This window comes from Flavobacterium kingsejongi (assembly GCF_003076475.1).
GTDB classification, from domain to species: Bacteria; Bacteroidota; Bacteroidia; order Flavobacteriales; family Flavobacteriaceae; genus Flavobacterium; species Flavobacterium kingsejongi.
In genome coordinates, this window is record NZ_CP020919.1 from 1,996,490 (window position 1) to 2,023,462 (window position 26,973).

The following is a 26,973-nucleotide window of genomic DNA, read 5'->3' on the forward strand; positions in this document are numbered from 1 at the left end:
AGAAATGGCAAGAGATTTAAAATATACAAGAAATATAGGAATTGCTGCTCACATTGATGCTGGTAAAACAACAACAACAGAGCGTATTCTTTTTTATACTGGTAAATCACACAAAATTGGTGAGGTGCACGATGGTGCTGCAACAATGGACTGGATGGCACAGGAGCAGGAAAGAGGTATTACTATTACTTCTGCAGCGACTACTTGTGAGTGGAACTTTCCAACTGAACAAGGAAAGCCGCTTCCGGAAACATTGCCTTATCACTTTAATATTATTGATACTCCAGGACACGTTGATTTTACCGTAGAGGTAAACCGTTCTTTAAGGGTATTGGATGGTTTGGTTTTCCTTTTTAGTGCAGTTGATGGTGTTGAGCCACAATCTGAAACTAACTGGAGACTTGCTGATCAATATAGAGTGCCTCGTATGGGGTTTGTTAATAAAATGGACCGTCAGGGATCTAACTTTTTGAATGTATGTCAGCAAGTTAGAGACATGTTAAAATCAAACGCAGTAGCGATCACTTTGCCAATTGGTGAGGAGAATGATTTTAAAGGTGTTGTTGATTTAGTAAAAAACCAGGCTATTATCTGGCATGACGAAACTCAAGGGGCAACTTTTGATATCGTGCCTATTCCAGAGGATATGTTGGCTGAAGTAAAAGAGTACAGATCTATCCTTATTGAAGCGGTTGCTGATTATGATGAGCAATTGTTAGATAAGTACATGGAGGATGAGAATTCTATTACTGAGGATGAGATTAACGTTGCTCTAAGAGCTGCGACTATTGATATGGCTATCATTCCTATGATTGCCGGATCTTCTTTCAAAAACAAAGGAGTTCAGTTTATGCTGGATGCAGTATGTAAATACTTGCCATCTCCGATGGACAAAGAAGGTATCGAAGGTATTGATCCTGATGATGTTGATTTGTTAGAAGAAGATCAAACTAAAATCTTGCGTCGTCCAGATGTAAAAGAGCCTTTTTCGGCTTTGGCATTTAAAATCGCTACTGACCCATTCGTAGGTCGTTTGGCTTTCTTCCGTGCTTATTCTGGTCGTTTAGATGCAGGTTCTTATGTATTGAATACCCGTTCTGGAAATAAAGAAAGAATTTCTCGTATCTACCAAATGCACGCTAACAAGCAAAATCCAATCGAGTATATCGAAGCTGGAGATATTGGTGCGGCAGTTGGATTTAAGGATATCAAAACTGGTGATACATTGTGTGATGAAAAACACCCAATCATTCTTGAAAGTATGAAATTCCCTGCTCCGGTAATTGGTATCGCAATTGAGCCTAAAACTAAAGCAGACGTTGATAAAATGGGTATGGCTTTGGCTAAATTAGCTGAGGAAGATCCTACGTTTACAGTAAGAACTGATGAAGCTTCAGGTCAGACGATTATCTCTGGTATGGGTGAGCTTCACTTGGATATCTTGGTGGATCGTATGAAACGTGAATTCAAAGTTGAAGTGAACCAAGGTGAGCCTCAGGTTGAATATAAAGAAGCATTTACAAAATCTGCTCAACACAGGGAAACATACAAAAAACAATCAGGAGGTCGTGGTAAATTCGGTGATATCGTATTTACACTTGAGCCAGCTGATGAAGTTGATGGAAAAGTGCCTGTTGGGTTACAGTTTGTTAATGCGGTAAAAGGTGGTAACGTTCCTAAGGAATATATTCCATCTGTAGAGAAAGGTTTCCGTGAGGCTATGAAAACTGGTCCTTTAGCAGGATATCAGGTTGATAGTTTAAAAGTAACTTTAACTGACGGATCTTTCCACCCTGTCGATTCAGATGCGCTTTCTTTTGAGTTAGCTGCTAGAATGGGGTATAGAGAAGTAGCTAAAGCTGCTGGAGCAATTATTCTTGAGCCAATCATGAAAATGGAGGTTATTACACCAGAAGAAAACATGGGAGATATCGTAGGTGATATTAACCGTCGTAGAGGTCAGGTGAATGACATGGGTGATAGAAATGGTGCTAAAACAATCAAAGCGGATGTTCCATTATCAGAAATGTTTGGTTATGTAACAACGTTAAGAACGTTATCATCAGGTAGAGCAACTTCTACAATGGAGTTCTCGCACTATGCTGAAACGCCTTCTAATATTTCAGAAGCAGTTATCAAAAAAGCAAAAGGAAACGCTTAATTCAAAAGAAAATGAGTCAAAAAATCAGAATAAAATTAAAATCTTACGATCACAGTTTGGTAGACAAGTCTGCTGAAAAGATTGTAAAAACTGTAAAGAGTACAGGTGCAGTGGTAACAGGTCCTATTCCTTTACCAACTCACAAAAAGATTTTTACTGTTTTACGTTCTCCACACGTAAACAAAAAATCAAGAGAGCAATTTGAAGTAATGTCATACAAGAGATTGTTGGATATTTACAGCTCTTCATCAAAAACTATTGACGCTCTAATGAAATTAGAGTTGCCAAGCGGAGTTGAAGTAGAGATCAAAGTATAAGTAAAAGTAAGTTCAGAAAATTGGGAGTCTGAAATTGTATGATTTCAGACTCCTGTTTCTAATTTAATATTTAATAATTAATAATTAATATTTATGTCTGGGTTAATTGGTAAAAAAATCGGCATGACTAGCATTTTCGACGAAAACGGGAAAAACATTCCTTGTACAGTAATCGAAGCTGGACCATGCGTTGTTACCCAAGTCAGAACCAATGAGGTTGACGGGTATGAAGCGTTTCAACTTGGTTTCGATGACAAAAAATCAGAAAAACACGTTACTAAAGCTGACGCAGGTCACTTTAAGAAAGCGGGAACTTCTGCTAAGAAAAAAGTCGTTGAATTCAAGTATTTCGAAACAGAGCACAAATTAGGTGATGTTATCACTGTAGATCTTTTTCAGGAAGGTGAGTTTGTAGACGTTCAAGGAGTATCAAAAGGTAAAGGTTTTCAAGGGGTTGTTAAACGTCACGGTTTTGGTGGTGTTGGACAAGCAACTCACGGTCAGCACAACCGTTTGAGAGCGCCTGGATCTGTTGGAGCATCATCTTATCCGTCAAGAGTATTCAAGGGAATGCGTATGGCAGGAAGAATGGGAGGAGACAATGTAACAATTCAAAACCTTAGAGTTTTAAAAGTAGTTTCTGATAAGAATTTACTTGTGATTAAAGGATGTGTTCCTGGACACAAAAACTCTTATGTAATCATTCAGAAGTAATGGAAGTAAAAGTTTTAAATTTCAACGGAAAAGAAACTGGCAGAACGATCACTCTTTCTGATTCAGTATTCGCAATAGAGCCTAATAAGCACGCTGTATATCTAGATGTTAAGCAATACTTAGCTAATCAAAGACAAGGAACTCACAAAGCTAAAGAAAGAGCTGAAGTTGCCGGAAGTACACGTAAGATTAAAAAACAAAAAGGAACTGGTACTGCTCGTGCCGGTAGTGCAAAAAACCCTTTGTTTAAAGGTGGAGGTACAGTTTTTGGACCAAGACCAAGAAGTTATTCATTTAAATTGAATAAGAACTTAAAGAGACTTGCTAGAAAATCAGCTTTCAGTATTAAAGCACAAGAATCAAATTTGATCGTAGTAGAAGATTTTAATTTCGAAACACCAAATACTAAAAATTTCATTAACGTTTTGAAATCTTTAGGGTTAGAGAATAAAAAATCCCTATTTGTGTTGGGAGAGTCAAATAAAAATGTATATTTGTCCTCACGCAATTTGAAGGCGTCTAGTGTTATAACTAACTCAGAATTAAGTACTTACGCTATTTTAAATGCGAATAATTTAGTACTTTTAGAGAGTTCTTTAGAAGGAATTGAAGAAAATTTAAGCAAATAATAGGCCATGAGTATCATAATTAAACCTATAATAACAGAAAAAATCACCAAGGAAAGTGAAGTTTTTAACCGCTTTGGTTTTGTTGTAGACAGAAAAGCAAACAAAATTCAGATTAAGAATGCTATTGAGGCAGCTTATGGAGTTACTGTTGTGAATGTCAATACGATGAACGTAAGACCGGATAGAACAACTAAATACACCAAAAGTGGTTTAATCAGTGGAAAGACAAATGCTTTCAAGAAAGCAATTGTACAAGTACAAGAAGGAGAAACAATCGATTTTTACAACAATATCTAGAAATAAGATAGGAAAATGTCAGTAAGAAAATTAAAACCTATTACCCCTGGTCAGCGTTTTAGAGTTGTGAATGGTTTTGACGCCATTACAACTGATAAGCCGGAGCGCTCTTTGATAGCACCGATAAAAAACTCAGGAGGTAGAAATAGTCAAGGAAAGATGACCATGCGTTATACGGGTGGTGGTCACAAACAGAGATATCGTATCATTGATTTCAAAAGAACTAAAGTTGGAATTCCAGCTTCTGTGAAATCAATTGAATATGATCCGAATCGTACAGCTTTTATCGCTTTGTTGGCTTATGCTGATGGTGAGAAAACGTACATTATCGCTCAAAATGGATTGCAAGTAGGTCAGAAAGTAGTTTCTGGTCCTGAATCTGCACCGGAAATTGGTAATACATTGCCATTAAGCAGAATTCCTTTAGGAACTGTTATTTCATGTATTGAGTTGCGTCCAGGTCAGGGAGCAGTTATTGCTCGTTCTGCTGGTACATTTGCTCAATTAATGGCAAGAGATGGGAAATATGCAACAATTAAAATGCCTTCAGGTGAAACAAGATTAATCTTGCTTACTTGTTCTGCTACAATTGGAGCTGTTTCTAATTCTGACCACCAGTTGGTTGTATCTGGTAAAGCAGGTAGATCAAGATGGTTGGGTAGAAGACCTAGAACAAGACCAGTTGCAATGAACCCTGTCGATCACCCAATGGGTGGTGGTGAAGGACGTTCTTCTGGAGGTCATCCACGTTCAAGAAACGGAGTACCTTCTAAAGGTTATAGAACTCGTTCTAAGAAAAACCCGAGTAACAAGTATATCGTAGAACGTAGAAAGAAATAATAAGAAGATATGGCACGTTCATTAAAAAAAGGACCTTTTGTACACTATAAATTAGATAAGAAAGTTCAAGAAAACATTGAAAAAGGGAATAAAGGAGTTGTTAAGACCTGGTCTAGAGCTTCTATGATTACTCCTGATTTCGTTGGACAGACTATCGCAGTACATAATGGTCGTCAGTTTGTACCGGTTTACGTAACAGAAAACATGGTAGGTCATAAATTAGGAGAGTTTTCACCAACACGATCTTTTAGAGGTCACGCTGGAGCAAAAAATAAAGGTAAAAAATAAGAAGCTATGGGAGTTCGTAAAAGAGAAAGAGCAGAGCAGACTAAAGAAGCTAACAAGCAGATTGCTTTTGCAAAATTGAATAACTGCCCTACTTCACCTAGAAAAATGCGCTTAGTAGCAGACTTGGTAAGAGGTCAGAAAATTGAAAGAGCACTTAATATATTAAGATTTAGTTCTAAAGAAGCTTCTCGTAAATTAGAGAAATTGTTGTTATCAGCTATTGCTAACTGGCAAGCTAAAAACGCAGAAGCAAATCTTGAAGAAGCTGGTTTGATAGTTAAAGAGATCCGTGTTGATGGTGGGATGATGTTGAAAAGACTTCGTCCTGCGCCACAAGGTCGCGCACATAGAATAAGAAAACGTTCCAATCACGTAACAATCGTTTTGGGAGCTATCAATAACACACAAAGTAATTAATAAACAGTATGGGACAAAAGACAAATCCGATTGGAAATCGCCTTGGTATCATTAGAGGATGGGATTCAAACTGGTATGGTGGAAATGATTACGGCGATAAGCTTGCTGAGGATCACAAAATCAGAAAGTATATCCACGCTCGTTTATCAAAAGCTAGTGTATCAAAAGTAATCATCGAGAGAACTTTGAAACTTGTAACCGTTACTATCACTACTGCAAGACCTGGTATTATTATCGGAAAAGGTGGCCAAGAGGTAGACAAGTTGAAAGAAGAACTTAAGAAAATTACTGACAAAGAGGTTCAAATTAACATCTTTGAAATTAAAAGACCAGAACTGGATGCTTACTTAGTAGGTACTAGTATCGCTCGTCAGATTGAAAGTCGTATTTCATACAGAAGAGCAATCAAAATGGCAATCGCAGCAGCAATTCGTATGAATGCTGAAGGGATTAAAGTGATGATTTCAGGTCGTTTGAACGGTGCTGAAATGGCACGTTCAGAAATGTTCAAAGAAGGTAGAATTCCTCTATCAACTTTCAGAGCTGACATTGATTATGCACTTGCTGAAGCACATACTACTTACGGTAGAATGGGTATCAAAGTGTGGATCATGAAAGGCGAAGTTTATGGAAAAAGAGATCTGTCTCCACTAGTTGGAATGGATAAAAAACAAGCCGGAAATGGTAAAGGTGGAGATGCTCCTCGTGGGAAATCTAACTTTAACAAAGGTGGGAAACCAGACGCTCGTAAAAGAAAGTAAATTTTTAAACTAAAGAAAAAATGTTACAGCCTAAAAGAACAAAATACCGTAAGGTACAGAAAGGTAGAATGAAAGGCGTTTCTCAAAGAGGACATGAGCTTTCTAATGGAATGTTTGGTATTAAATCTTTAGATTCATCTTTTTTAACTTCACGTCAAATCGAGGCTGCTCGTATCGCTGCAACTCGTTTTATGAAAAGAGAAGGACAATTATGGATTAAAATATTCCCGGACAAACCTATCACTAAGAAGCCTCTTGAGGTACGTATGGGTAAAGGTAAAGGTGCAGTTGAATTTTGGGCTGCAGTTGTTAAACCTGGAAGAATTATGTTTGAAGTTGGAGGTGTACCTTTGTCTGTTGCTAAAGAAGCTTTGCGTCTTGCAGCACAAAAACTTCCAGTTAAAACTAAGTTTATCGTTGCTAGAGATTTCGAAGCATAATCAATTATTATTATGAAACAATCAGAAATAAAAGATCTATCTGCAGCTGAGTTGCAAGAGAAACTTAGTCAGTTAAAGAAGACATATGCCGACCTAAAAATAGCTCACGCTATATCACCAATTGAGAATCCGCTTCAAATAAGAGGAGTAAGAAGATCAGTTGCTAGAGTAGCCACTGAGTTAAGCAAAAGAGAGTTACAATAATTGTATTCTGCTGAAAGATGGAAAAAAGAAATTTAAGAAAAGAGAGAGTTGGTGTTGTTACAAGTAACAAAATGGAGAAATCTATTGTAGTTGCGGAAGTAAGAAGAGTAAAACACCCGTTATACGGTAAGTTCGTGTTGAAAACAAAGAAATATGTTGCACACGACGAAACAAACGACTGCAATATTGGTGATACAGTAAGGATTAGTGAAACACGTCCTTTAAGTAAATCAAAATGTTGGAGATTAGTTGAAATCATTGAAAGAGCTAAGTAATTATGGTACAACAGGAATCAAGATTAAAAGTAGCAGATAACACGGGAGCAAAAGAAGTTTTGACTATCCGTGTGCTTGGAGGAACGAAAAGACGTTATGCCTCTGTTGGAGATAAAATTGTAGTATCTATTAAAGATGCAACACCTAACGGTAACGTTAAAAAAGGTGCTGTTTCAACTGCAGTTGTTGTACGTACCAAAAAAGAAGTGAGAAGAGCCGACGGTTCATATATCAGATTTGACGATAACGCATGTGTATTGTTGAATGCTGCTGGTGAAATGAGAGGAACTCGCGTTTTTGGTCCGGTTGCAAGAGAACTTCGTGAAAAACAATTCATGAAAATTGTATCATTAGCACCTGAAGTGCTTTAATTCTTTAGTAATGATGATAAAGCTAAAAATAAAATCAGGAGATATCGTTAGAGTAATTACCGGAGACCATAAAGGTGCTGAAGGTAAAGTTTTAAGAGTATATCGTGAGAAAAATAAAGCGATTGTTGAAGGTGTAAACATGGTATCGAAACATACGAAACCAAGTGCTAAAAACCCTCAAGGTGGTATCGTTAAGAAAGAAGCTTCAATTAATATTTCAAACATTTCTCTTATAGATCCTAAAACAAAGGAAGCTACAAGAGTTGGAATAAAAACTGAAGGAGATAAGAAAGTAAGATTTTCAAAAAAATCTAAAGAAGTACTATAGTGATGGCTTATATACCTAGACTAAAACAAGAATATAAGGACAGAGTTATCTCTGCCCTTAAAGAAGAATTCGGTTATAAAAACGTAATGCAAGTTCCTAAACTTGAAAAAATCGTTTTAAGCCGTGGAGTTGGTGCAGCAGTATCTGATAAGAAATTAATCGATTATGCTGTTGATGAGTTGACTAAGATTACCGGGCAAAAAGCGGTTTCTACAATCTCTAAAAAAGACGTTGCGTCTTTCAAATTGAGAAAAGGAATGCCAATTGGAGCAAAAGTAACTTTACGTGGAGAAAAAATGTATGAATTCCTTGATAGGTTGATTACATCTTCTTTGCCACGTGTAAGAGACTTTAGCGGAATCAAAGCTACTGGTTTTGACGGTAGAGGTAACTACAACCTTGGTGTTTTGGAGCAAATCATTTTCCCTGAAATTGATATTGATAAAGTAAACAAAATCTCAGGAATGGATATTACCTTTGTAACTACTGCGAAAACAGATAAAGAAGCAAAGTCACTATTAGCGGAATTAGGATTACCTTTTAAAAAGAATTAAGATATGGCTAAAGAATCAATGAAAGCCCGTGAGGTTAAGAGACAAAAAACGGTAGAAAAATACGCTGAAAAAAGAAAAGCTTTGAAAGAAGCTGGAGATTTTGAAGGTTTACAAAAATTACCGAAAAATGCTTCTCCTGTTCGTTTGCACAATCGTTGTAAATTAACCGGAAGACCAAGAGGGTATATGCGTCAGTTCGGTCTTTCACGTGTAACTTTCCGTGAAATGGCTAATAATGGATTAATTCCAGGAGTTAAAAAAGCCAGCTGGTAAAAACAATTATAAATTGGTTTTAGGTTCAATATAAAGTATAGCGAAAACCGGAACCGCAAATTAATAAATATGTATACAGATCCTATTGCGGATTATTTAACGAGAGTTAGAAATGCTGTGGCAGCAAACCACAAAGTGGTGGAAATCCCGGCATCTAACCTTAAAAAAGAAATCACTAAGATTTTATTTGATCAAGGATATATCCTTAGTTACAAATTTGATGATAACTCTGTACAAGGGTCCATCAAAATCGCTTTGAAGTATGATAAAGATACTAAAGAGCCTGTAATCAAAGATATCCAAAGAATTAGTAAACCAGGTCTACGTAAGTATGCAGGTGCTTCTAACTTGCCAAGAATCCTTAACGGATTAGGTATTGCTATTGTTTCTACATCAAGAGGATTGATGACTGGAAAACAAGCTAAGCAATTGAATATTGGTGGAGAAGTAATTTGTTACGTATACTAATAAAAAGACTAGACGATGTCAAGAATAGGTAAAAATCCAATCGTAGTTCCTGCTGGTGTAACTGTTGAAGTTGCTGAAGGTATAATTACTGTTAAAGGAAAATTAGGTCAACTTACACAGGAATATTCTGATGTAACTGTAAAAGTTGAAGATGGTCAGGTTCAGGTTGAAAGATCTTCTGATCATAAAGACGAAAGAGCAAAACACGGATTGTACAGATCATTAATCAATAACATGATTATTGGTGTATCTGAAGGTTTTACAAAACAACTGGAATTAGTTGGAGTTGGTTACAGAGCTTCAAATCAAGGGCAAAAACTTGATTTGGCTTTAGGATTCTCTCATAACATTGTTTTAGAAGTGGCTCCTGAAGTTGTAGTGGAAACGATATCTGAAAAAGGTAAGAATCCAATCGTAAAATTAACTTCATTTGATAAACAACTTTTAGGTCAGGTTGCGGCGAAAATCAGAGGTTTCCGTAAACCAGAACCGTACAAAGGAAAAGGAGTTAAGTTTGTAGGTGAAGTATTAAGAAGAAAAGCAGGTAAATCAGCTTAAAAAATAAGATTATGTCATTAACAAAATCTGAAAGAAGACAGAGAATCAAGTTCAGAATCAGAAAAATTGTAAGCGGTACTGCTGCAAACCCAAGACTTTCTGTATTCAGAAGTAATAAAGAAATCTATGCTCAGCTCATAGACGACGCAAATGGTGTTACTTTAGTCGCTGCATCTTCTCGTGAAAAAGAAATCAGTGCTACAAAAGTAACAAGCATCGAAACTGCAACTGCTGTTGGGAAACTAATCGCAGAGAAAGCAATAAAAGCCGGAATTGAAAATGTTACCTTTGATAGAGGTGGATATTTATACCACGGTCGTGTTAAATCATTAGCAGAAGGCGCTAGAGCGGCTGGACTTAAATTCTAAGAAATTATGTATCATAAATACAAAAATGTAGAGTTAGTAAAACCAAGTGGTCTTGAATTAAAAGACCGTTTGGTTAGTGTAAACCGTGTTACTAAGGTTACAAAAGGAGGTAGAGCTTTTGGTTTTTCTGCTATTGTAGTTGTAGGTGATGAAAACGGTGTTGTTGGTCACGGTTTAGGTAAGTCTAAAGATGTTTCTGAAGCAATTGCGAAAGCAGTGGAAGATGCTAAAAAGAATCTTGTTAGAATTCCCCTGGACAGTCAAACTGTTCCTCATGAACAAAAAGGTAAATTTGGTGGTGCACGTGTAAATTTAATTCCTGCCTCTCATGGTACAGGAGTTATTGCTGGTGGAGCTGTTAGATCGGTACTTGAGTCTGTAGGAATTCATGATGTATTATCAAAATCTCAAGGTTCTTCGAACCCTCATAACGTAGTAAAAGCAACTTTTGATGCGCTATTGCAAATGAGAAGTGCTCTTACTGTTGCAAAACAAAGAGGAGTATCTTTAGAGAAAGTATTTAAAGGTTAATTCAAGGAAATTATGGCTAAGATAAAAGTAACACAAGTAAAAAGCAAAATCAACTGTCCACTGACTCAAAAAAGAGGACTTGAAGCTTTAGGTCTACGCAAAGTAGGACAAGTTGTAGAACATGATGTAAATCCTGCTATCCTTGGAATGGTAAACAAAGTTAAACACTTGGTTTCTGTAGAAGAAACTAAATAACAATTTATAGTTATGAATTTAAGTAACTTACAACCGGCTGAAGGTTCAACACATAATCAAAATAAAAGATTAGGTAGAGGAGAAGGTTCTGGTAAAGGTGGTACTTCTGCAAGAGGTCACAAAGGAGCAAAATCCCGTTCTGGTTATTCTAAAAAGATTGGATTTGAAGGTGGGCAAATGCCACTTCAAAGACGTGTACCTAAGTTTGGTTTCACTAACATCAACCGTAAAAACTACGAAGGTGTTAATTTAGATACTCTTCAACTATTAGTTGATAACGGAATTATTACAGATACTGTTGATATGACTGTTTTTGTTGCAAACCGTTTGGCTACTAAAAATGAAATCGTAAAGATTTTAGGAAGAGGAGAATTAAAAGCAAAATTGAAGGTAACTGCTCATAAATTTACTGCAACCGCAAAAGCCGCTATTGAAGCAGCCGGAGGTGAAGCAGTAACATTGTAATCTATCTACCAGGATGAAGAAATTTTTTGAATCAATTGTTAATGTCTGGAAAATTGAAGAACTGAAAAACAGAATCTTAATAACCTTAGGATTGCTTTTGGTTTATCGATTTGGAGCTCAGGTAACACTGCCAGGAATTGACGCTAGTAAATTACAAAATTTATCAAATCAGACAGATCAAGGAATTGGTTGGTTAATCGATGTATTTACAGGTGGTGCGTTTTCGCAAGCATCTGTATTTGCATTGGGTATCATGCCTTATATCTCTGCCTCTATTGTGGTTCAACTGATGGGAATTGCGATTCCTTATCTTCAGAAATTACAGAAAGATGGAGAAAGCGGAAGAAAGAAAATGAACCAGATTACACGATGGTTAACCATCGGTATTACTTTGGTTCAGGGACCTGGATACATTTACAATCTGTACCGGACACTTCCGGCAGATGCATTCCTTTTAGGTTTTAATTCTTTTGCATTCTTGTTCTCATCAGTTTTGATTCTTGTAACAGGTACCATATTCGCTATGTGGCTTGGAGAGAAAATTACTGATAAAGGAATTGGTAATGGTATTTCACTGTTAATCATGGTTGGAATTCTGGCCAGAATGCCTCAGGCATTTATTCAGGAGTTCTCTTCACGTGTAACAGAAGACAATGGTGGTCCGATGCTAATTGTATTAGAAGTAATCATTTGGCTATTAATCATCATCGCTTGTATTCTTTTAGTAATGGCAGTGAGAAAGATCCCGGTTCAGTATGCAAGACGTACGACTTCCGGTGATTTTGAGCAGGGAAACAGACAATGGATTCCATTAAAATTGAATGCATCCGGTGTTATGCCGATTATTTTTGCCCAGGCGATTATGTTTATTCCTGCTGCAGTAGCCGGATTATCAACGTCTGACACAGCAAAATCAGTTACTACAGCCTTCCAGAATATATTCGGATGGCAGTATAATTTAGTTTTTGCTTTGTTAATCATAGTTTTTACGTACTTTTACACCGCAATTACGGTACCTACCAATAAAATGGCAGACGATTTAAAGAGAAGTGGCGGATTTATTCCAGGTGTTAAGCCCGGAGTTGAAACCTCAGAATTTTTAGATAAAGTGATGTCACTAATAACATTCCCAGGATCATTATTCCTTGCTCTTATTGCCGTGTTCCCGGCGATCATTGTAACGATAATGGGAGTTCAGTCTTCATGGGCTTTGTTTTACGGAGGTACGTCGTTATTAATTATGGTTGGAGTTGCAATAGATACTATTCAGCAGATCAATTCATATTTGTTGAATAAACATTATGATGGTTTAATGAAGAGTGGTAAAAACAGAAAAGCAGTAGCTTAATTTCATGGCAAAACAATCAGCAATAGAACAAGACGGATCAATTATTGAAGCATTGTCAAATGCAATGTTCCGTGTAGAATTAGAAAACGGACATATTGTAATCGCTCATATTTCTGGAAAGATGCGTATGCATTACATCAAATTATTACCAGGTGATAAAGTGAAACTGGAAATGAGCCCTTATGATTTGTCAAAAGCAAGAATTACTTATAGATATTAAAGGCTATTCACAATGAAAGTAAGAGCATCAGTTAAAAAAAGAAGTCCCGAGTGCGTTATCGTGCGAAGAAAAGGGAGATTGTACGTAATTAACAAAAAGAATCCTAGATTTAAACAAAGACAAGGATAGTTATGGCAAGAATTGCAGGGGTAGATATACCTAAAAACAAAAGAGGAGTTATCGCTTTAACCTATATCTTCGGAATTGGTAAAAGTAGAGCTATAGAGATTTTAGAAAAAGCTCAAGTTAGTCAAGATACAAAAGTTCAGGATTGGAATGATGACCAAATTGGAGCAATCCGTGAGGCAGTATCATTTTTCAAAATTGAAGGAGAATTACGTTCGGAAATTTCCTTAAACATCAAACGTTTAATGGATATCGGATGTTACAGAGGTATTCGTCATAGATCTGGACTTCCATTAAGAGGTCAGAGAACTAAGAACAACTCTAGAACAAGAAAAGGTAAAAGAAAAACAGTTGCCAACAAGAAAAAAGCAACTAAATAAGAAGTAGTATGGCTAAAGCAAGTGTAAAAAAACGTAAAGTTATCGTTGAATCAACGGGTGAAGCTCATATTAGTGCAACTTTTAACAACATCATCATTTCGTTAACAAACAAAAAAGGTGAGGTTATTTCTTGGTCTTCAGCAGGTAAAATGGGTTTCAGAGGTTCTAAAAAGAACACTCCGTATGCAGCTCAGATGGCAGCAGAAGACGCTAGTAAAGTTGCTCTTGAAGCGGGACTTAAAAAAGTTAAAGTATATGTGAAAGGCCCAGGTAACGGACGTGAGTCTGCTATCCGTTCACTTCACAATGGGGGAATTGAAGTAACTGAAATCATTGATGTTACTCCATTACCACATAATGGTTGTCGTCCTCCAAAAAGACGAAGAGTATAATTTAATAGTATAACCTAGGTAGGTATAAGATTATCGGAGGATAAGACCTGAATTCATAATCGCCTACCTTTTTATTTTTTAGAAATGGCAAGATATACTGGTCCAAAAACTAAAATTGCTCGTAAATTTGGCGAAGCAATCTTCGGAGATGACAAATCTTTCGAAAAAAGAAATTATCCACCCGGACAACACGGGATGGCTAAAAAAAGAGGTAAGAAATCTGAATATGCAGTTCAGTTGATGGAAAAGCAAAAAGCGAAGTACAGCTACGGAATTCTTGAAAAACAATTCAGAAACTTATTCGAAAAAGCATCAAGCAGCAAAGGTGTTACTGGTGAAGTTTTATTACAACTTTGTGAAGCACGTCTTGACAACGTAGTATTCAGAATGGGTATTGCCCCTTCTAGAAGAGCTGCGAGACAAATCGTTTCTCACAGACATGTCACTGTTAACGGTGAATTAGTAAACATCCCATCCTACCATTTAAAAGCTGGCGATAAAGTTGCAGTTCGTGAAAAATCAAAATCTCTTGACGCTATCGAACGTTCATTATCTAACTCTAGTCATGTTTACGAATGGATTACCTGGAATAATGATTTGAAAGAAGGTACTTTTGTTTCTGTACCGGCAAGACTTCAAATTCCAGAAAACATTAAAGAACAACTTATCGTTGAGTTGTACAACAAATAATAACTGAGATCAGTCTAAAATATGGCAATATTTAATTTTCAGAAACCCGATAAAGTTATCATGATCGATTCTACCGATTTTGAAGGCAAATTTGAATTTCGACCTTTAGAACCTGGATACGGATTGACTGTTGGTAATGCGCTTAGAAGAGTTCTTCTTTCTGCACTTGAAGGATACGCAATTACATCTGTTCGTATAGAAGGAGTAGACCATGAATTTTCTACGATTTCCGGTGTAGTTGAAGATGTTACAGAAATTATCCTAAATTTAAAACAAGTTCGTTTTAAACGTCAGATTGAAGATATAGACAATGAATCTGTTTCTATCTCAATTTCTGGTAAAGACCAAATTACTGCTGGTGATTTTCAAAAATTCATCTCTGGTTTCCAGGTGTTAAACCCGGAACTTGTGATCTGCAACCTTGACAGCAAAATAAATGTTAATCTTGAGTTGACTATTGAAAAAGGTAGAGGATATGTGCCTGGAGAGGAGAATAAAAAACAGAACGCAGCAATTGGAACAATTTTTACAGATTCAATCTTTACTCCGGTAAAGAATGTGAAGTATGCAATTGAAAACTTCCGTGTTGAACAAAAAACCGATTATGAAAAATTGGTTTTCGAAATCAAAACGGACGGTTCTATCAACCCAAAAGATGCACTGACTGAAGCAGCAAAAACATTGATTCACCACTTTATGTTGTTTTCTGATGAAAGAATAACACTTGAAGCTGACGAAATCGCTCAGACAGAATCTTATGACGAAGAGTCCTTACATATGAGACAATTGCTTAAAACTAAGCTTGTCGATATGGACCTTTCTGTAAGAGCTTTGAACTGTTTGAAAGCAGCAGAAGTAGATACTTTAGGCGACTTAGTGTCATTCAACAAAAATGACTTAATGAAATTCCGTAACTTCGGTAAAAAATCTTTAACGGAGCTTGATGAGCTCGTTGCTGTTAAAAATTTACACTTCGGAATGGATTTAGCGAAATATAAATTAGATAAAGAATAATTCTAAACCCTTAAAAAGGTTTAAATTGTAATATAGCAATGAGACACGGAAAAAAATTCAACCATTTAAGCAGACAGACTGCGCATAGAAAATCTATGTTGGCTAATATGGCTTGTTCTCTAATCGAGCACAAACGTATTAACACTACTGTCGCTAAAGCAAAAGCTCTTAAGCAATTCGTAGAGCCTTTGATCACAAAATCAAAAGAAGACACAACTCACAATAGACGTATCGTTTTCGCTTACTTAAGAAGCAAATATGCTGTAACTGACTTGTTCAGAGATGTAGCTGCTAAAGTAGGTGACCGTCCAGGTGGTTATACCCGTATTATCAAATTAGGTAATCGTTTAGGGGATAACGCTGATATGGCAATGATCGAACTTGTAGATTTTAACGAACTTTACACTGGTGGTAAAAAAGAAGTTAAAAAAGCAAAAAGCCGTCGTGGTGGTAAAGCTAAAAAAGCAGAAGAAACAGTTGCTGAAGCTCCGGCTGAAACAGCTCCTGATGCTACTGATGCTGCAGAATAATCATGAAGATGATGTTCTAATACAAATTAAGGATAAACTTTTTAAAGAGTTTATCCTTTTTTTTTGCCAAATCGGGACAGCCAGCCTTATCCAGCGGCTGTAGCTCATTGGTAATGAATGATGAATGACTGAAATACGGCCGTGATTATTTCGGAATTAAAGAAGATTAGAAATTTATAATAAAAAGTAAATTTTAATTAAATTTGCACACAGAAACTACACAACACAAAATGAAATACACAAATCGCAAGCAAGCCATACTATTATTGAATGACGGTACCATTTTTTATGGTAAATCTATCGGTATCGAAGGAACCGTTTTTGGCGAAGTATGTTTTAATACCGGAATGACCGGATACCAGGAAATATTCACCGATCCGTCTTATTTTGGTCAGATCATGGTGGCTACCAATGCGCACATTGGGAATTATGGTGTAAATGATGAAGACGTGGAGTCTGACAAAATTATGATCTCCGGATTGGTGTGTAAAAATTTCAGTTTCACCCATTCCCGTGTAAATTCTACAGAAAGCTTACAGGATTATTTTGCCAAACAAAACCTCGTGGTTATTTCGGATGTGGATACCCGTGCACTGGTAAGTTATATCCGTGATAATGGTGCCATGAATGCTGTTATTTCTACAGATACAGAGAATATTGAAGGATTGAAGGAGCAACTTTCAAAAGTTCCGGACATGAAAGGATTGGAGCTTGCTTCAAAAGTATCTGCCAAAGAAGCTTATTATGTGGGAGAGCCAACGGCCAAATATAAAATTGCTGCTTTAGACTTAGGAATCAAGAAAAATATACTCAGAAACCTGGTAAAGAGAGATTGTTATGTCAAAGTTTTTCCTTTTGATACGACTTTCGAAATCATGTCGGAATTCAATCCGGATGGCTATTTCCTTTCCAATGGTCCTGGTGACCCGGATCCTTTGTATGGGGCTATTGAAGTAGCTCAGAAAATCCTGTCTGCTGACAAGCCATTATTCGGGATTTGTTTAGGGCATCAGGTGATCGCATTGGCGAATGGTATTTCGACATATAAAATGTTCAATGGCCACCGTGGAATCAACCACCCGGTTAAAAATGTTATCACAGGGAAAGGAGAGATCACTTCTCAGAATCATGGTTTCGCCGTGAATAAAGAAGAAGCTGAAAATCACCCTGATTTTGAAATTACACATTTCCATATCAACGATGGTACGGTAGCAGGGATGCGCATGAAGAGTAAAAATTGCTTTTCGGTGCAATACCACCCGGAAGCCAGTCCAGGTCCTCAGGATGCGACTTACCTGTTTGATCAGTTTATTGAAAATATCAATAACGGAAGATCGAATTAATTCCTATTATGATTAAAAAAGAACGTTACTATTCGTTCGTTTAAAAATACTTATTAACTAAAACGTTTGAATTTTTTAGTTTGGGGTATTTGCTGAAAATACCTTTTTTAAGTACAATATATTTTATACATTTCGGAAAAATTAGATATAACAATTATTAAATAATCAAACGCAATGAGTATTATTATTAAAATTCACGCAAGACAAATTCTGGACTCCAGAGGAAATCCAACTGTTGAAGTAGATGTTGTTACAGAAAATGGTGTTCTGGGAAGAGCAGCTGTTCCTTCAGGTGCATCAACAGGAGAGCATGAAGCTGTAGAATTGAGAGATGGTGGGAAAGCTTATCTGGGCAAAGGAGTTTCAAAAGCGGTAGAGAATGTAAATACTAAAATTGCAGAAGAACTTTTAGGGGTTTCTGTTTTTGAACAAAACCTGGTAGATCGCATCATGATTGATTTAGATGGTACGCCTAATAAATCGAATTTAGGAGCGAACGCTATTTTGGGTGTTTCTTTGGCGGTTGCTAAAGCGGCAGCAAACGAATTAGGGTTACCATTGTACCGTTATATTGGTGGGGTTTCTGCCAATACGTTACCAGTGCCTATGATGAATATTATCAATGGTGGATCGCATTCTGATGCTCCGATTGCATTTCAGGAATTTATGATTTTTCCTGTAAAAGCAACTGATTTTACACATGCTATGCAAATGGGGACTGAAATTTTTCACCACCTGAAAAAAGTATTGCACGACAGAGGATTGAGTACTGCTGTAGGAGATGAAGGTGGATTTGCGCCAAATCTTGCAGGTGGTACTGAGGATGCTTTGGATTCTATCAAAAAAGCTGTTGAAAATGCAGGATATGTTTTTGGAGATGATGTTATGATTGCTTTGGATTGTGCAGCTTCTGAATTCTATGTAAACGGTAAATACGATTATACTAAATTTGAAGGAGAAACCGGAAAAATCCGTACTTCTGAAGAGCAGGCAGATTACCTGGCAGAATTGGCAGCTAAATATCCAATCATTTCTATTGAAGACGGAATGCAGGAAGATGACTGGGCAGGATGGAAATACCTTACTGATAAAATCGGTAAAAAAGTACAGTTGGTTGGAGATGATTTATTCGTTACGAATGTAGAGCGTCTTTCCAGAGGTATTAATGAAGGTATTGCTAATTCTATTTTGGTTAAAGTAAACCAGATTGGTACTCTGACCGAAACAATTGCTGCGGTTAATATGGCACACAATGCCGGATATACTTCTGTAATGTCACACCGTTCCGGAGAAACTGAAGATACAACTATTGCGGATCTTGCTGTAGCATTGAATTGCGGGCAGATTAAAACAGGATCAGCGTCACGTTCTGACCGTATGGCGAAATACAATCAATTGCTTCGTATTGAAGAAGAATTGGGCGATGTAGCTTATTTTCCTGGAATGAATGCTTTTAAAGTAAAATAATGGCGTAACGATATTCTTTTTAAAACACCTGACCGGGTTTCCGGTCAGGTGTTTTTTTGTACACAAAAATGAGGCTTTTATTTCGGGCTGATATGGCTTTTTTTAGTCCTTTTTTGCTCTTTGTAGTCTGTAGTGCTACAGCGCTTCTAAAGTGGTGTAAAATTGCTCTTTTTGCCGCCTGACGCTCCTGTTTTAAAAAAGGAAACAGGGCCTTGTTTTATAGTAGTTGTGTATAGTAAATTAGCAAAATTTAAGTAATTATTATCGTTTTCGTAACCCTCGTGTAGCCATAGTTAATATGAAAATGATTATATTCGCAAGAAGAAATATTAATTATATAAAATCACATACTAAAAATGTCAAATACAGCAATTTTAGAAATTGATGGCAAAAAATATGAGTTTCCGATCATCGTGGGGACTGAAAATGAAGTTGCTATCGATATCGACAAACTACGTGGCGCAACGGGCGCAATTACAATGGATCCCGGTTATAAAAACTCAGGGGTTTGCAAAAGTGAAATTACATTCCTCGATGGTGAAGAAGGGATTTTACGCTACAGAGGATATGCCATAGAAGACCTGGCTCAAAAAGCAGATTTCCTTGAAGTATCTTACCTTGTAATTTTTGGTGAATTACCAACCAGAGCACAACTGGAGCAATTTGAAAACGATATCAGAAAATATACTTTGGTGAATGAAGAGATGAAAAATATCATCGACGGATTCCCAAAAACAGCACATCCAATGGGTGTGTTATCTTCATTGACGAGTGCATTAACTGCTTTTAATCCTAAAGTGGTAAATGTTGAAAATGAAAAAGAAATGTATGAAGCTGTTTGTAAAACTATGGGTAAATTCCTGGTTTTGGCTACATGGACATACAGAAAAATTTCAGGTTTTCCATTGAATTATTACGACAATACTAAAGGATACGTAGAGAACTTTATGCGTTTGATGTTTGAATTGCCAACTTCACCGTATAAATCCAATCCAACTGTTGTAGCCGCACTTGATAAATTATTTATCTTGCATGCTGATCACGAACAAAACTGTTCTACATCAACAGTAAGAATGGTAGGGTCATCACATGCTGGTTTATTTGCTTCAATCTCTGCAGGTGTTTCAGCACTTTGGGGCCCATTACACGGTGGTGCAAATCAGGCCGTTTTAGAAATGTTGGAAGAAATCCAGAAAAATGGTGGTGATGCTGACAAATATTTAGCGAAAGCGAAAGACAAAGATGATCCATTCCGTTTGATGGGCTTCGGTCACAGGGTATATAAAAACTTCGATCCAAGAGCTAAGATCATTAAAAAAGCCGCAGATGAAGTACTTTCTACATTAGGGGTGAATGATCCAATTCTGAATATCGCTAAAAAATTGGAAGAAGCGGCTTTGGTAGATGACTATTTCGTATCCAGAAAATTATATCCAAACGTAGATTTCTATTCCGGAATTATTTACCGTGCATTAGGTATTCCTACTGATATGTTTACTGTATTGTTCGCTATCGGGCGTTTGCCAGGATGGATTGCACAATGGAAAGAAATGCGTATCAACAAGGAGCCAATAGGTCGTCCAAGACAAATATATACTGGACATCCATTACGGGATTTTGTTCCTTTTGAAAAAAGATAGTTCCAATCAGACTTATATAAAAAGAAGCCTCATTCCATTTCAGAATGAGGCTTTTTTAATACCCGGAGTAATTGGTTAAATTCAGCTGAATATTTTTTGAAAATAGCATTAATCAACACTCTTTTTCTATATTTGCCAAAAGCGAGAAAGCTATGTTACACTTAAATGTAAAAAACGAAACATCACGATTAAGAGCCGTTGTTTTAGGTTCTGCCGTCCATAACGGGCCCACTCCGAAAATAGAGGAAGCCTATGACCCTAAATCATTAGAGCATATAAAAGCAGGTACCTATCCGGTTGAAAAAGATATGGTGCTGGAGACCGAGGCTTTTAATGCGGTCTTTCAGAAATATGACGTAACTGTATTCCGTCCGGAAATGATTGAAAATTACAATCAGATTTTTGCGCGTGATATTGGTTTTGTTATCGATGATACCTTTGTGAAAGCGAATATCCTGCCGGATCGCGAAAAGGAACTGGATGCCATTCAGTATATTATTGACCAGATTGATCCCCTAAAAGTAGTGCGTCCACCGGAGGAAGTCCATATTGAAGGTGGCGATGTCATGCTTTGGAATGATTATATCTTTATTGGGACGTATAAAGGAAGTGATTATAAGGATTATATTACTGCCCGTACCAACATGGAGGGGGTTGAATACATCCGGAATTTGTTCCCGGATAAAATTGTGAAGGAATTTGATTTGGTGAAATCTAAAATTGAAGCCCGTGATAATGCCCTGCACCTGGATTGCTGTTTTCAGCCTGTAGGTACCAATAAAGGGGTTATCTATAAAAGCGGATTTCGGGAAGAAGCAGATTATATGTTTCTGGTGAATCTTTTTGGAGCAGAAAACCTTTTTCATATTACGCGGGACGAAATGTACCACATGAATTCCAATGTTTTTTCCATTGCACCCGATGTTGTGGTTTCGGAACGAAATTTCACGCGGCTTAACAACTGGTTAAGGGCAGCTGGATTTACAGTTGAAGAAATTCCGTATGCTGAAATAGCAAAGCAGGAAGGATTATTGCGTTGTTCAACGTTGCCGCTGATACGCGATTAGTACGATCAGTATTTTTAAACTAAGTACCTTATAAAATGAAACAAATTACAAACTCCATATTGATGATCCGCCCGGTTGCTTTTCGGATGAACGAGCAAACGGCAGTAAATAACTATTACCAAAAAGTACTGGATAATTTATTACCCGCTACAGTAAATGCTAAAGCACAACAGGAATTTGATGCTTTCGTTGAAAAACTAAAAGCAGTAGGTGTTGATGTCACTGTAGTAGATGACACACTGGATCCGGATACGCCAGATTCCATATTCCCAAACAATTGGATCTCTTTCCATGAAAATGGGGATGTGGCTTTATATCCAATGTTTGCAGAAAACCGCCGTTTGGAGCGTCGTGAAGAAATATTGGATCTGTTAGAAGAGAAAGGATTCCAAATCGATAACATTGTAGATTATACTGCTGCAGAAGAAGATGGTTTTTTCCTGGAAGGGACAGGCAGCCTTTTGCTGGACCGTGCCAATCAAAAAGCATATTGTGCCTTATCGCCAAGAGCCGATGAAGAATTGTTTATTGAATTCTGTGAGGATTTTGATTATGCACCAATTATTTTTGAAGCGTTTCAAAATGTAGATGGAGATCGAAAATTGATTTACCATACGAATGTGATGATGTGCCTGGGAGAGCATTTTGCTGTAATTTGTGCGGATTCAATTGATGACAAACAAGAACGTAAAGCCGTCATGGCAAGTCTCAAAGAAGATAAAAAAGAAGTGATCCTTATAAGTGAAGCACAGGTTAATAATTTCGCCGGTAATATGCTGGAAGTGGTTGGGAATGATAATAAGCATTACTTAGTCATGAGTACAGCGGCTCACCAATCCCTGACGAAAGACCAGGTTGCCAAACTTGAAAAACACGCAACAATCCTGAGTTCAAGCCTGGATACTATTGAAGCTTGTGGCGGCGGTAGTGCCCGATGCATGATGGCGGAAATCTTTTTACCCCTGAAATAAATGTTATCCAAAAAAACGAAATACGGTTTAAAGGCGCTGGTGTATATTGCCCGGCAGAATCCTTCGGTACCTATACTGATTTCGCAAATATCAGAAAGCGAATGCATTTCCAAAAAGTTTTTGGAAAGCATTCTGCTTGATCTGAAAAAATTCGGCATTTTAGGTTCCAAGAAAGGAAAAGGTGGCGGATACTACTTGATGAAAGATCCCAGGGATGTTACAGTCGCTACATTAATCCGTGTATTGGACGGCCCTATTGCCATGCTTCCCTGCGTCAGCCTTAACTTTTATGAGCGATGCAGCGATTGCCCGGATGAGCAGACCTGTGCCCTGAACAAACTAATGATACAGGTGCGCGATAATACCTTGAGCCTGCTCCAAAACAAATCCCTTTTTGATTTAACATTACTGTAACTTTTTTCCGACTCAATTAATCTATATAATCGATAGAGTAATGGTATATTTGAAAAATTAAAAAATATACCAGGATTATGATTGATTTATTAAAGGGGAAAAAGCCACTTTCTATTAAGGATAGTCCCAAAATATCAGCCATCAAAGCGGTGACCTGGCGTATAGTCGGGACAATTGACACAATGATTATCTCCTATATATTGACAGGAAATGTGAAAATCGCCGTGTCTATAGGTGGTTTTGAAGTGTTCTCTAAAATGTTTCTCTATTTTCTTCATGAACGGGCCTGGTCTAAACTCACACGAAAAGAATGAGAGGGCAATTAGAAGATCTTAACCGCAAATTGCAAGAGTTGGATCTGGAACAATCGTTAGCATTTGTGCTGGAAACGATAGTTGGAAAAAAAGTATTTTCGACTTCATTTGGTATCGAAGATCAGGTGCTTACACATTTTTTACAAAAGTATGCCAATACCATTACGGTTTTTACATTGGATACCGGAAGGCAATTTGATGAGACCTATGAGGTCTTCCATAAAACTCAGAAAAAATATCCTGCTCTTACGATTGAAACCTACACGCCAGAAGAAAAGGAAATCAAAAAATATATAAATGAATACGGTATTAACGGTTTTTATGATAGTATAGAAAACCGGAAGGCCTGTTGTGCGATTCGGAAAGTGGCCCCATTAAGCAGGGCGTTGCAAGGCGCTGATCTTTGGATTACAGGATTACGTTCGGAGCAATCGGCCAACCGGGAAAATATGGTATTTCTGGAATGGGATGAAGTAAACCAATTGGTTAAATTCAATCCGTTGCTGGCCTATTCTCTTCCTGAGATAGAAGCTCTGGTTACTTCCTTTAATATTCCAATCAGCAATTTATATAAAAAAGGATTTCTCAGCATTGGCTGCGCACCTTGTACCCGGGCATTATTGCCTGGAGAAAATTTCCGTGCCGGCAGGTGGTGGTGGGAAAACGGTAAAAAAGAATGCGGATTACATATTCATTCAGATAAAAACAATTAAGTATGGCAGAGTATTTACAAACGCACCTGCAGACACTGGAAGATGAAAGTATTTACATCATACGGGAGGTTGCGGCCCAATTCCAGAAACCAGTTTTATTATTTTCGGGAGGAAAGGATTCTATAACGCTGGCACGATTGGCACAAAAAGCCTTTTATCCTGCCAAAATACCTTTCGCTTTCCTGCACATTGATACAGGGCATAATTTTCCGGAAACGATCGCTTTCCGTGACCAGTTGGTAGAAGAGTTGGGGGTTGAGCTTATTGTCCGGTATGTTCAGGACAGTATCAATGCCAATAAAGTAAAAGAAGAAACCGGTAAATATGCCAGCAGGAATTCATTGCAAACGGTAACCTTACTCGATGCTATTGAAGAATTTGGTTTTGATGCCTGTATGGGTGGAGCCCGAAGGGATGAGGAAAAATCAAGGGCAAAAGAACGTATTTTTTCCGTAAGGGATGATTTTGGCCAATGGGATTCCAAAAAACAACGACCGGAAGTATTTTCGATGCTGAATGGTAAAATTCATTTCGGTGAAAACGTTCGCGCCTTCCCCATCAGTAACTGGACCGAAGAAGATGTATGGAAATATATCGATCAGGAGGAAATTGGATTGCCTTCTATTTATTTTGCGCATCCGCGAAAACTGGTTAAAAGAGATGGGGCACATTTGGCACATTCTCCTTTTTTGAATTTGGTGGATACCGATGAAATTGTCGAAACCATGGTGCGTTTCAGAACCGTAGGCGATATGACCTGCACTGCTGCTTTTATTTCTGAAGCCACTACGATTGATGCCATATTATATGAAAATAAAGCCTCGAAATCATCAGAGAGAGGCGCAAGAATAGATGATAAACGTTCTGAAGCTGCTTTGGAACAACGTAAAAAAGGGGGATATTTTTAAATTATGGATTTAATCAGAATAAATACAGCCGGAAGTGTTGACGATGGTAAAAGTACACTTATCGGGAGATTTCTGTACGATAGCCAGGCACTCACAATAGAGCAGGAAGCGCTAATTGAAAAGAAAACGAAAGAAAAAGGATTGGAAGACCTCGACTTTTCAGTAATTACAGATGGCTTGATTGCCGAAAGGGAACAGGGAATTACTATTGATGTAGCACATATTTACTTTTCTACTGAAAGCCGGAAATTTATCATTGCAGATAGTCCGGGGCATGTAGAATATACCCGGAATATGGTTACAGGAGCTTCAAATTCTGAAGTTTCGGTCATACTTATCGACTCCAGGAAAGGAGTGCTGGAGCAAACCCACCGTCATTATTTTATCAGCAGGTTACTGAAATTGCATACCGTTGTTTTTTGCATCAATAAGATGGATCTTTCTGATTATAGTGAAGATGTATTCCTGAATATTGCAGCCGACATTGATAAAATGATTGCGCAGTTTCCACCGTTAGCACAGCAAACACAGATTATCCCGATCAGTTCACTGAAAGGAGATAATATTGTACTCGCGTCTGAAAATATGGACTGGTACAAAGGTGCTACTTTATCAGGTATTTTGCATACTATTGATACAAGAGCTGTTCAGCCTTTGGGATTCCGTTTTGATGTGCAACAGGTGCAACATGTACAGAACACCGAGTTTACGGATTATCGGGCTTATGCCGGCAAGGTAACCAGCGGTACCGTAAAGGTAGGGGACGAGATACTAGTGATTCCTTCCTTACAAAAAAGTATCGTGACTGAAATCCGTAAATTTAAAACCACTTTTGATACTGCAACAGCAGGGCAATCGATCCAGATACGCTTAAGAGATAATATTGATATTAGCCGGGGTATGGTTCTCGTACATGAAATTTCGGAGCATCTGCTCAAACGGGAAATTGAAGCAACGGTAGTCTGGATGGATGAAAAACCTGCTACAACTTCAGGTAAATATATGCTTGAGGCTGGGAGTCGTAGTGTAGTAAGTAAAATACAATCCATAAATGCCGTAATTCCTCCGGAAAAACCTTTAGCGCCTTATCAGGCTTCCGAACTGAGGCTAAATGATATTGGACAAATACGCCTAAAATTAGGCGGGCCTGTATTTCTCGACGTTTTTGAGGATAACAGGCAAAATGGCGCCTTTATCCTCATTGATACACAGACCAATAATACGGTTGCCGTAGGTTTTGTAGCATAAAAAAGAAGCGGCTGTCACGTCACTGTGACAGCCGCTTCTTTTTTTGGAATGAAAGTGGTATTAGAATTTACAGATGTCTACCACTGATGTAATGATGTATTGTATACCAATTGCAATAACAATAAAGCCGACAATTCTCGAAATAGCGACAATACCTGAAGCACCCAGGATACGAGCCAGATAATGTGCACTTCTCAAAACAATAAAAATCATTAAGGCGATGGCAAGGATGGCGAGTGAAGCGATGATCTTTTCATTTATGGATTGATATTCCTGATAGAAAGTAATCAATAGTGACATAGATCCAGGACCGGCAAGCATGGGAATGGCCAGCGGTGTTAAAGCAATGTCGTTTCTTTTTTGAGCGTCATTTTCCACCTTTTTATTGACTCCTCTTTTTTTGCTAAAGTTACCGGCGAGCAGGGAAAACCCCGAGTTCACAATAATAATCCCACCTGCAATCCGAAGTGCATTGAGTGTAATTCCAAAAAAACTTAATACATATTCTCCCAGAAAGAAAGATACAATCAGAATAATAAATACATTTACAGCTGTCCATAACGAAATCCTGGACCGTTCTGCCATGCTATCATGCTGTGTTAATCCTACGAACATTGGAACTGTTCCAATGGGATTTAAGACAGAAAATAGCGCAGCGAAAATATAGATAAATAACTCCATGTTTTTTATGTAAAATTAAGTTTTTATTTAGGTGGTGTTGTAAATTTAAAAAT

General features: G+C 37.5%; 41 protein-coding genes. 40 read left to right on the forward strand and 1 reads right to left on the reverse strand.

Translation table 11 applies throughout. The features are described 5' to 3' along the window. Positions 1-4 precede the first annotated feature (4 nt). The 40 genes from fusA to FK004_RS08845 all read left to right on the forward strand — a co-directional run bounded on the left by fusA (position 5) and on the right by FK004_RS08845 (position 26,239). On the forward strand, positions 5-2,161 hold the full coding sequence (gene fusA / locus FK004_RS08650; protein WP_108736912.1) for an elongation factor G: 2,157 nt from the start codon (positions 5-7) through the stop codon (positions 2,159-2,161). 11 nt (positions 2,162-2,172) lie between these two features. Next, the gene (gene rpsJ / locus FK004_RS08655) at positions 2,173-2,478 is read left to right on the forward strand and encodes a 30S ribosomal protein S10 (protein WP_108736913.1); all 306 of its coding nucleotides are present in this window, start codon (positions 2,173-2,175) and stop codon (positions 2,476-2,478) included. Between the two features lie 93 nt (positions 2,479-2,571). Further along, positions 2,572-3,192, forward strand: coding sequence for a 50S ribosomal protein L3 (gene rplC / locus FK004_RS08660; protein WP_108736914.1), 621 nt, complete (start codon positions 2,572-2,574; stop codon positions 3,190-3,192). Next, positions 3,192-3,821, forward strand: coding sequence for a 50S ribosomal protein L4 (gene rplD, locus FK004_RS08665; RefSeq protein ID WP_108736915.1), 630 nt, complete (start codon positions 3,192-3,194; stop codon positions 3,819-3,821). Before rplC ends, rplD begins: the two co-directional genes overlap by 1 nt. A gap of 6 nt (positions 3,822-3,827) precedes the next feature. Next, on the forward strand, positions 3,828-4,118 hold the full coding sequence (rplW, locus tag FK004_RS08670) for a 50S ribosomal protein L23 (RefSeq protein WP_108736916.1): 291 nt from the start codon (positions 3,828-3,830) through the stop codon (positions 4,116-4,118). A 15-nt stretch (positions 4,119-4,133) separates the two neighbouring features. Then, positions 4,134-4,958, forward strand: coding sequence for a 50S ribosomal protein L2 (gene rplB, locus FK004_RS08675; RefSeq protein WP_108736917.1), 825 nt, complete (start codon positions 4,134-4,136; stop codon positions 4,956-4,958). Positions 4,959-4,967: 9 nt separating this feature from the next. After that, the gene (gene rpsS, locus FK004_RS08680) at positions 4,968-5,246 is read left to right on the forward strand and encodes a 30S ribosomal protein S19 (protein ID WP_014085019.1); all 279 of its coding nucleotides are present in this window, start codon (positions 4,968-4,970) and stop codon (positions 5,244-5,246) included. 6 nt (positions 5,247-5,252) lie between these two features. Next, positions 5,253-5,663 (forward strand): 50S ribosomal protein L22, encoded by a 411-nt coding sequence (gene rplV / locus FK004_RS08685; RefSeq protein ID WP_108736918.1) that lies wholly within the window; start codon positions 5,253-5,255, stop codon positions 5,661-5,663. An 8-nt stretch (positions 5,664-5,671) separates the two neighbouring features. Then, entirely contained in the window at positions 5,672-6,424 is a 753-nt protein-coding gene (gene rpsC, locus FK004_RS08690; RefSeq protein ID WP_108736919.1) for a 30S ribosomal protein S3, read from the forward strand. Positions 6,425-6,444: 20 nt separating this feature from the next. Then, the gene (gene rplP, locus FK004_RS08695) at positions 6,445-6,864 is read left to right on the forward strand and encodes a 50S ribosomal protein L16 (protein WP_108736920.1); all 420 of its coding nucleotides are present in this window, start codon (positions 6,445-6,447) and stop codon (positions 6,862-6,864) included. 12 nt (positions 6,865-6,876) lie between these two features. Next, the gene (gene rpmC, locus FK004_RS08700) at positions 6,877-7,068 is read left to right on the forward strand and encodes a 50S ribosomal protein L29 (RefSeq protein WP_108736921.1); all 192 of its coding nucleotides are present in this window, start codon (positions 6,877-6,879) and stop codon (positions 7,066-7,068) included. Positions 7,069-7,085: 17 nt separating this feature from the next. Then, positions 7,086-7,343: a 30S ribosomal protein S17 gene (rpsQ, locus tag FK004_RS08705; protein WP_108736922.1), complete on the forward strand. Its 258-nt coding sequence runs from the start codon at positions 7,086-7,088 to the stop codon at positions 7,341-7,343. 2 nt (positions 7,344-7,345) lie between these two features. Beyond that, positions 7,346-7,714: a 50S ribosomal protein L14 gene (gene rplN / locus FK004_RS08710; protein WP_007803649.1), complete on the forward strand. Its 369-nt coding sequence runs from the start codon at positions 7,346-7,348 to the stop codon at positions 7,712-7,714. A 13-nt stretch (positions 7,715-7,727) separates the two neighbouring features. Next, complete coding sequence (gene rplX / locus FK004_RS08715) at positions 7,728-8,042, forward strand: 50S ribosomal protein L24 (protein ID WP_108738790.1); 315 nt, start codon at positions 7,728-7,730, stop codon at positions 8,040-8,042. A gap of 2 nt (positions 8,043-8,044) precedes the next feature. Beyond that, complete coding sequence (gene rplE, locus FK004_RS08720; protein ID WP_108736923.1) at positions 8,045-8,596, forward strand: 50S ribosomal protein L5; 552 nt, start codon at positions 8,045-8,047, stop codon at positions 8,594-8,596. A 3-nt stretch (positions 8,597-8,599) separates the two neighbouring features. Further along, on the forward strand, positions 8,600-8,869 hold the full coding sequence (gene rpsN, locus FK004_RS08725) for a 30S ribosomal protein S14 (RefSeq protein ID WP_108736924.1): 270 nt from the start codon (positions 8,600-8,602) through the stop codon (positions 8,867-8,869). Between the two features lie 69 nt (positions 8,870-8,938). Continuing rightward, entirely contained in the window at positions 8,939-9,337 is a 399-nt protein-coding gene (gene rpsH / locus FK004_RS08730; RefSeq protein ID WP_108736925.1) for a 30S ribosomal protein S8, read from the forward strand. 15 nt (positions 9,338-9,352) lie between these two features. Further along, the gene (gene rplF, locus FK004_RS08735; RefSeq protein ID WP_108736926.1) at positions 9,353-9,895 is read left to right on the forward strand and encodes a 50S ribosomal protein L6; all 543 of its coding nucleotides are present in this window, start codon (positions 9,353-9,355) and stop codon (positions 9,893-9,895) included. Positions 9,896-9,906: 11 nt separating this feature from the next. Beyond that, the gene (rplR, locus tag FK004_RS08740; protein ID WP_108736927.1) at positions 9,907-10,263 is read left to right on the forward strand and encodes a 50S ribosomal protein L18; all 357 of its coding nucleotides are present in this window, start codon (positions 9,907-9,909) and stop codon (positions 10,261-10,263) included. Between the two features lie 6 nt (positions 10,264-10,269). After that, complete coding sequence (gene rpsE, locus FK004_RS08745) at positions 10,270-10,794, forward strand: 30S ribosomal protein S5 (protein ID WP_108736928.1); 525 nt, start codon at positions 10,270-10,272, stop codon at positions 10,792-10,794. A 12-nt stretch (positions 10,795-10,806) separates the two neighbouring features. Next, positions 10,807-10,989 (forward strand): 50S ribosomal protein L30, encoded by a 183-nt coding sequence (rpmD, locus tag FK004_RS08750; protein WP_108736929.1) that lies wholly within the window; start codon positions 10,807-10,809, stop codon positions 10,987-10,989. A gap of 12 nt (positions 10,990-11,001) precedes the next feature. Beyond that, a complete protein-coding gene (gene rplO, locus FK004_RS08755) occupies positions 11,002-11,454 on the forward strand; it encodes a 50S ribosomal protein L15 (RefSeq protein ID WP_108736930.1) in 453 nt (150 codons plus the stop codon). 13 nt (positions 11,455-11,467) lie between these two features. Further along, positions 11,468-12,802: a preprotein translocase subunit SecY gene (gene secY / locus FK004_RS08760; protein ID WP_108736931.1), complete on the forward strand. Its 1,335-nt coding sequence runs from the start codon at positions 11,468-11,470 to the stop codon at positions 12,800-12,802. Positions 12,803-12,806: 4 nt separating this feature from the next. After that, positions 12,807-13,022 carry a translation initiation factor IF-1 gene (infA, locus tag FK004_RS08765; RefSeq protein WP_007136545.1) on the forward strand — a complete coding sequence of 72 codons (216 nt, stop codon included), beginning with the start codon at positions 12,807-12,809 and terminating at the stop codon, positions 13,020-13,022. A gap of 12 nt (positions 13,023-13,034) precedes the next feature. After that, positions 13,035-13,151, forward strand: a complete 117-nt coding sequence (gene ykgO, locus FK004_RS08770) for a type B 50S ribosomal protein L36 (protein ID WP_108736932.1) — start codon at positions 13,035-13,037, stop codon at positions 13,149-13,151. A 2-nt stretch (positions 13,152-13,153) separates the two neighbouring features. Beyond that, positions 13,154-13,528 carry a 30S ribosomal protein S13 gene (gene rpsM, locus FK004_RS08775; RefSeq protein WP_108736933.1) on the forward strand — a complete coding sequence of 125 codons (375 nt, stop codon included), beginning with the start codon at positions 13,154-13,156 and terminating at the stop codon, positions 13,526-13,528. Positions 13,529-13,536: 8 nt separating this feature from the next. Continuing rightward, positions 13,537-13,920, forward strand: coding sequence for a 30S ribosomal protein S11 (rpsK, locus tag FK004_RS08780; RefSeq protein ID WP_108736934.1), 384 nt, complete (start codon positions 13,537-13,539; stop codon positions 13,918-13,920). A gap of 84 nt (positions 13,921-14,004) precedes the next feature. Beyond that, positions 14,005-14,610 (forward strand): 30S ribosomal protein S4, encoded by a 606-nt coding sequence (gene rpsD / locus FK004_RS08785; RefSeq protein ID WP_108736935.1) that lies wholly within the window; start codon positions 14,005-14,007, stop codon positions 14,608-14,610. Between the two features lie 21 nt (positions 14,611-14,631). Then, the gene (locus FK004_RS08790) at positions 14,632-15,624 is read left to right on the forward strand and encodes a DNA-directed RNA polymerase subunit alpha (protein WP_108736936.1); all 993 of its coding nucleotides are present in this window, start codon (positions 14,632-14,634) and stop codon (positions 15,622-15,624) included. A gap of 38 nt (positions 15,625-15,662) precedes the next feature. Next, positions 15,663-16,154 (forward strand): 50S ribosomal protein L17, encoded by a 492-nt coding sequence (rplQ, locus tag FK004_RS08795; protein WP_108736937.1) that lies wholly within the window; start codon positions 15,663-15,665, stop codon positions 16,152-16,154. A gap of 230 nt (positions 16,155-16,384) precedes the next feature. Continuing rightward, entirely contained in the window at positions 16,385-17,497 is a 1,113-nt protein-coding gene (gene carA / locus FK004_RS08800; RefSeq protein WP_108736938.1) for a glutamine-hydrolyzing carbamoyl-phosphate synthase small subunit, read from the forward strand. Positions 17,498-17,671: 174 nt separating this feature from the next. Next, entirely contained in the window at positions 17,672-18,964 is a 1,293-nt protein-coding gene (gene eno, locus FK004_RS08805; protein WP_108736939.1) for a phosphopyruvate hydratase, read from the forward strand. 356 nt (positions 18,965-19,320) lie between these two features. Continuing rightward, entirely contained in the window at positions 19,321-20,604 is a 1,284-nt protein-coding gene (locus tag FK004_RS08810; protein ID WP_108736940.1) for a citrate synthase, read from the forward strand. A gap of 152 nt (positions 20,605-20,756) precedes the next feature. Continuing rightward, positions 20,757-21,671 carry a dimethylarginine dimethylaminohydrolase family protein gene (locus FK004_RS08815; protein WP_108736941.1) on the forward strand — a complete coding sequence of 305 codons (915 nt, stop codon included), beginning with the start codon at positions 20,757-20,759 and terminating at the stop codon, positions 21,669-21,671. A 35-nt stretch (positions 21,672-21,706) separates the two neighbouring features. Then, complete coding sequence (gene ctlX, locus FK004_RS08820) at positions 21,707-22,642, forward strand: citrulline utilization hydrolase CtlX (RefSeq protein WP_108736942.1); 936 nt, start codon at positions 21,707-21,709, stop codon at positions 22,640-22,642. Then, the gene (locus FK004_RS08825; protein ID WP_108736943.1) at positions 22,643-23,056 is read left to right on the forward strand and encodes an RrF2 family transcriptional regulator; all 414 of its coding nucleotides are present in this window, start codon (positions 22,643-22,645) and stop codon (positions 23,054-23,056) included. Between the two features lie 77 nt (positions 23,057-23,133). After that, positions 23,134-23,370: a DUF2061 domain-containing protein gene (locus FK004_RS08830; protein ID WP_108736944.1), complete on the forward strand. Its 237-nt coding sequence runs from the start codon at positions 23,134-23,136 to the stop codon at positions 23,368-23,370. Beyond that, a complete protein-coding gene (locus FK004_RS08835; protein ID WP_108736945.1) occupies positions 23,367-24,083 on the forward strand; it encodes a phosphoadenylyl-sulfate reductase in 717 nt (238 codons plus the stop codon). Before FK004_RS08830 ends, FK004_RS08835 begins: the two co-directional genes overlap by 4 nt. Before the next feature lie 2 nt (positions 24,084-24,085). After that, entirely contained in the window at positions 24,086-24,991 is a 906-nt protein-coding gene (gene cysD, locus FK004_RS08840; RefSeq protein WP_108736946.1) for a sulfate adenylyltransferase subunit CysD, read from the forward strand. Positions 24,992-24,994: 3 nt separating this feature from the next. After that, positions 24,995-26,239 (forward strand): sulfate adenylyltransferase subunit 1, encoded by a 1,245-nt coding sequence (locus FK004_RS08845; RefSeq protein WP_108736947.1) that lies wholly within the window; start codon positions 24,995-24,997, stop codon positions 26,237-26,239. A gap of 60 nt (positions 26,240-26,299) precedes the next feature. Here the strand turns inward: FK004_RS08845 and FK004_RS08850 are convergent, their stop codons facing one another. Next, positions 26,300-26,920: a MarC family protein gene (locus FK004_RS08850; RefSeq protein WP_108736948.1), complete on the reverse strand. Its 621-nt coding sequence runs from the start codon at positions 26,918-26,920 to the stop codon at positions 26,300-26,302. Between the last annotated feature and the right edge of the window lie 53 nt (positions 26,921-26,973).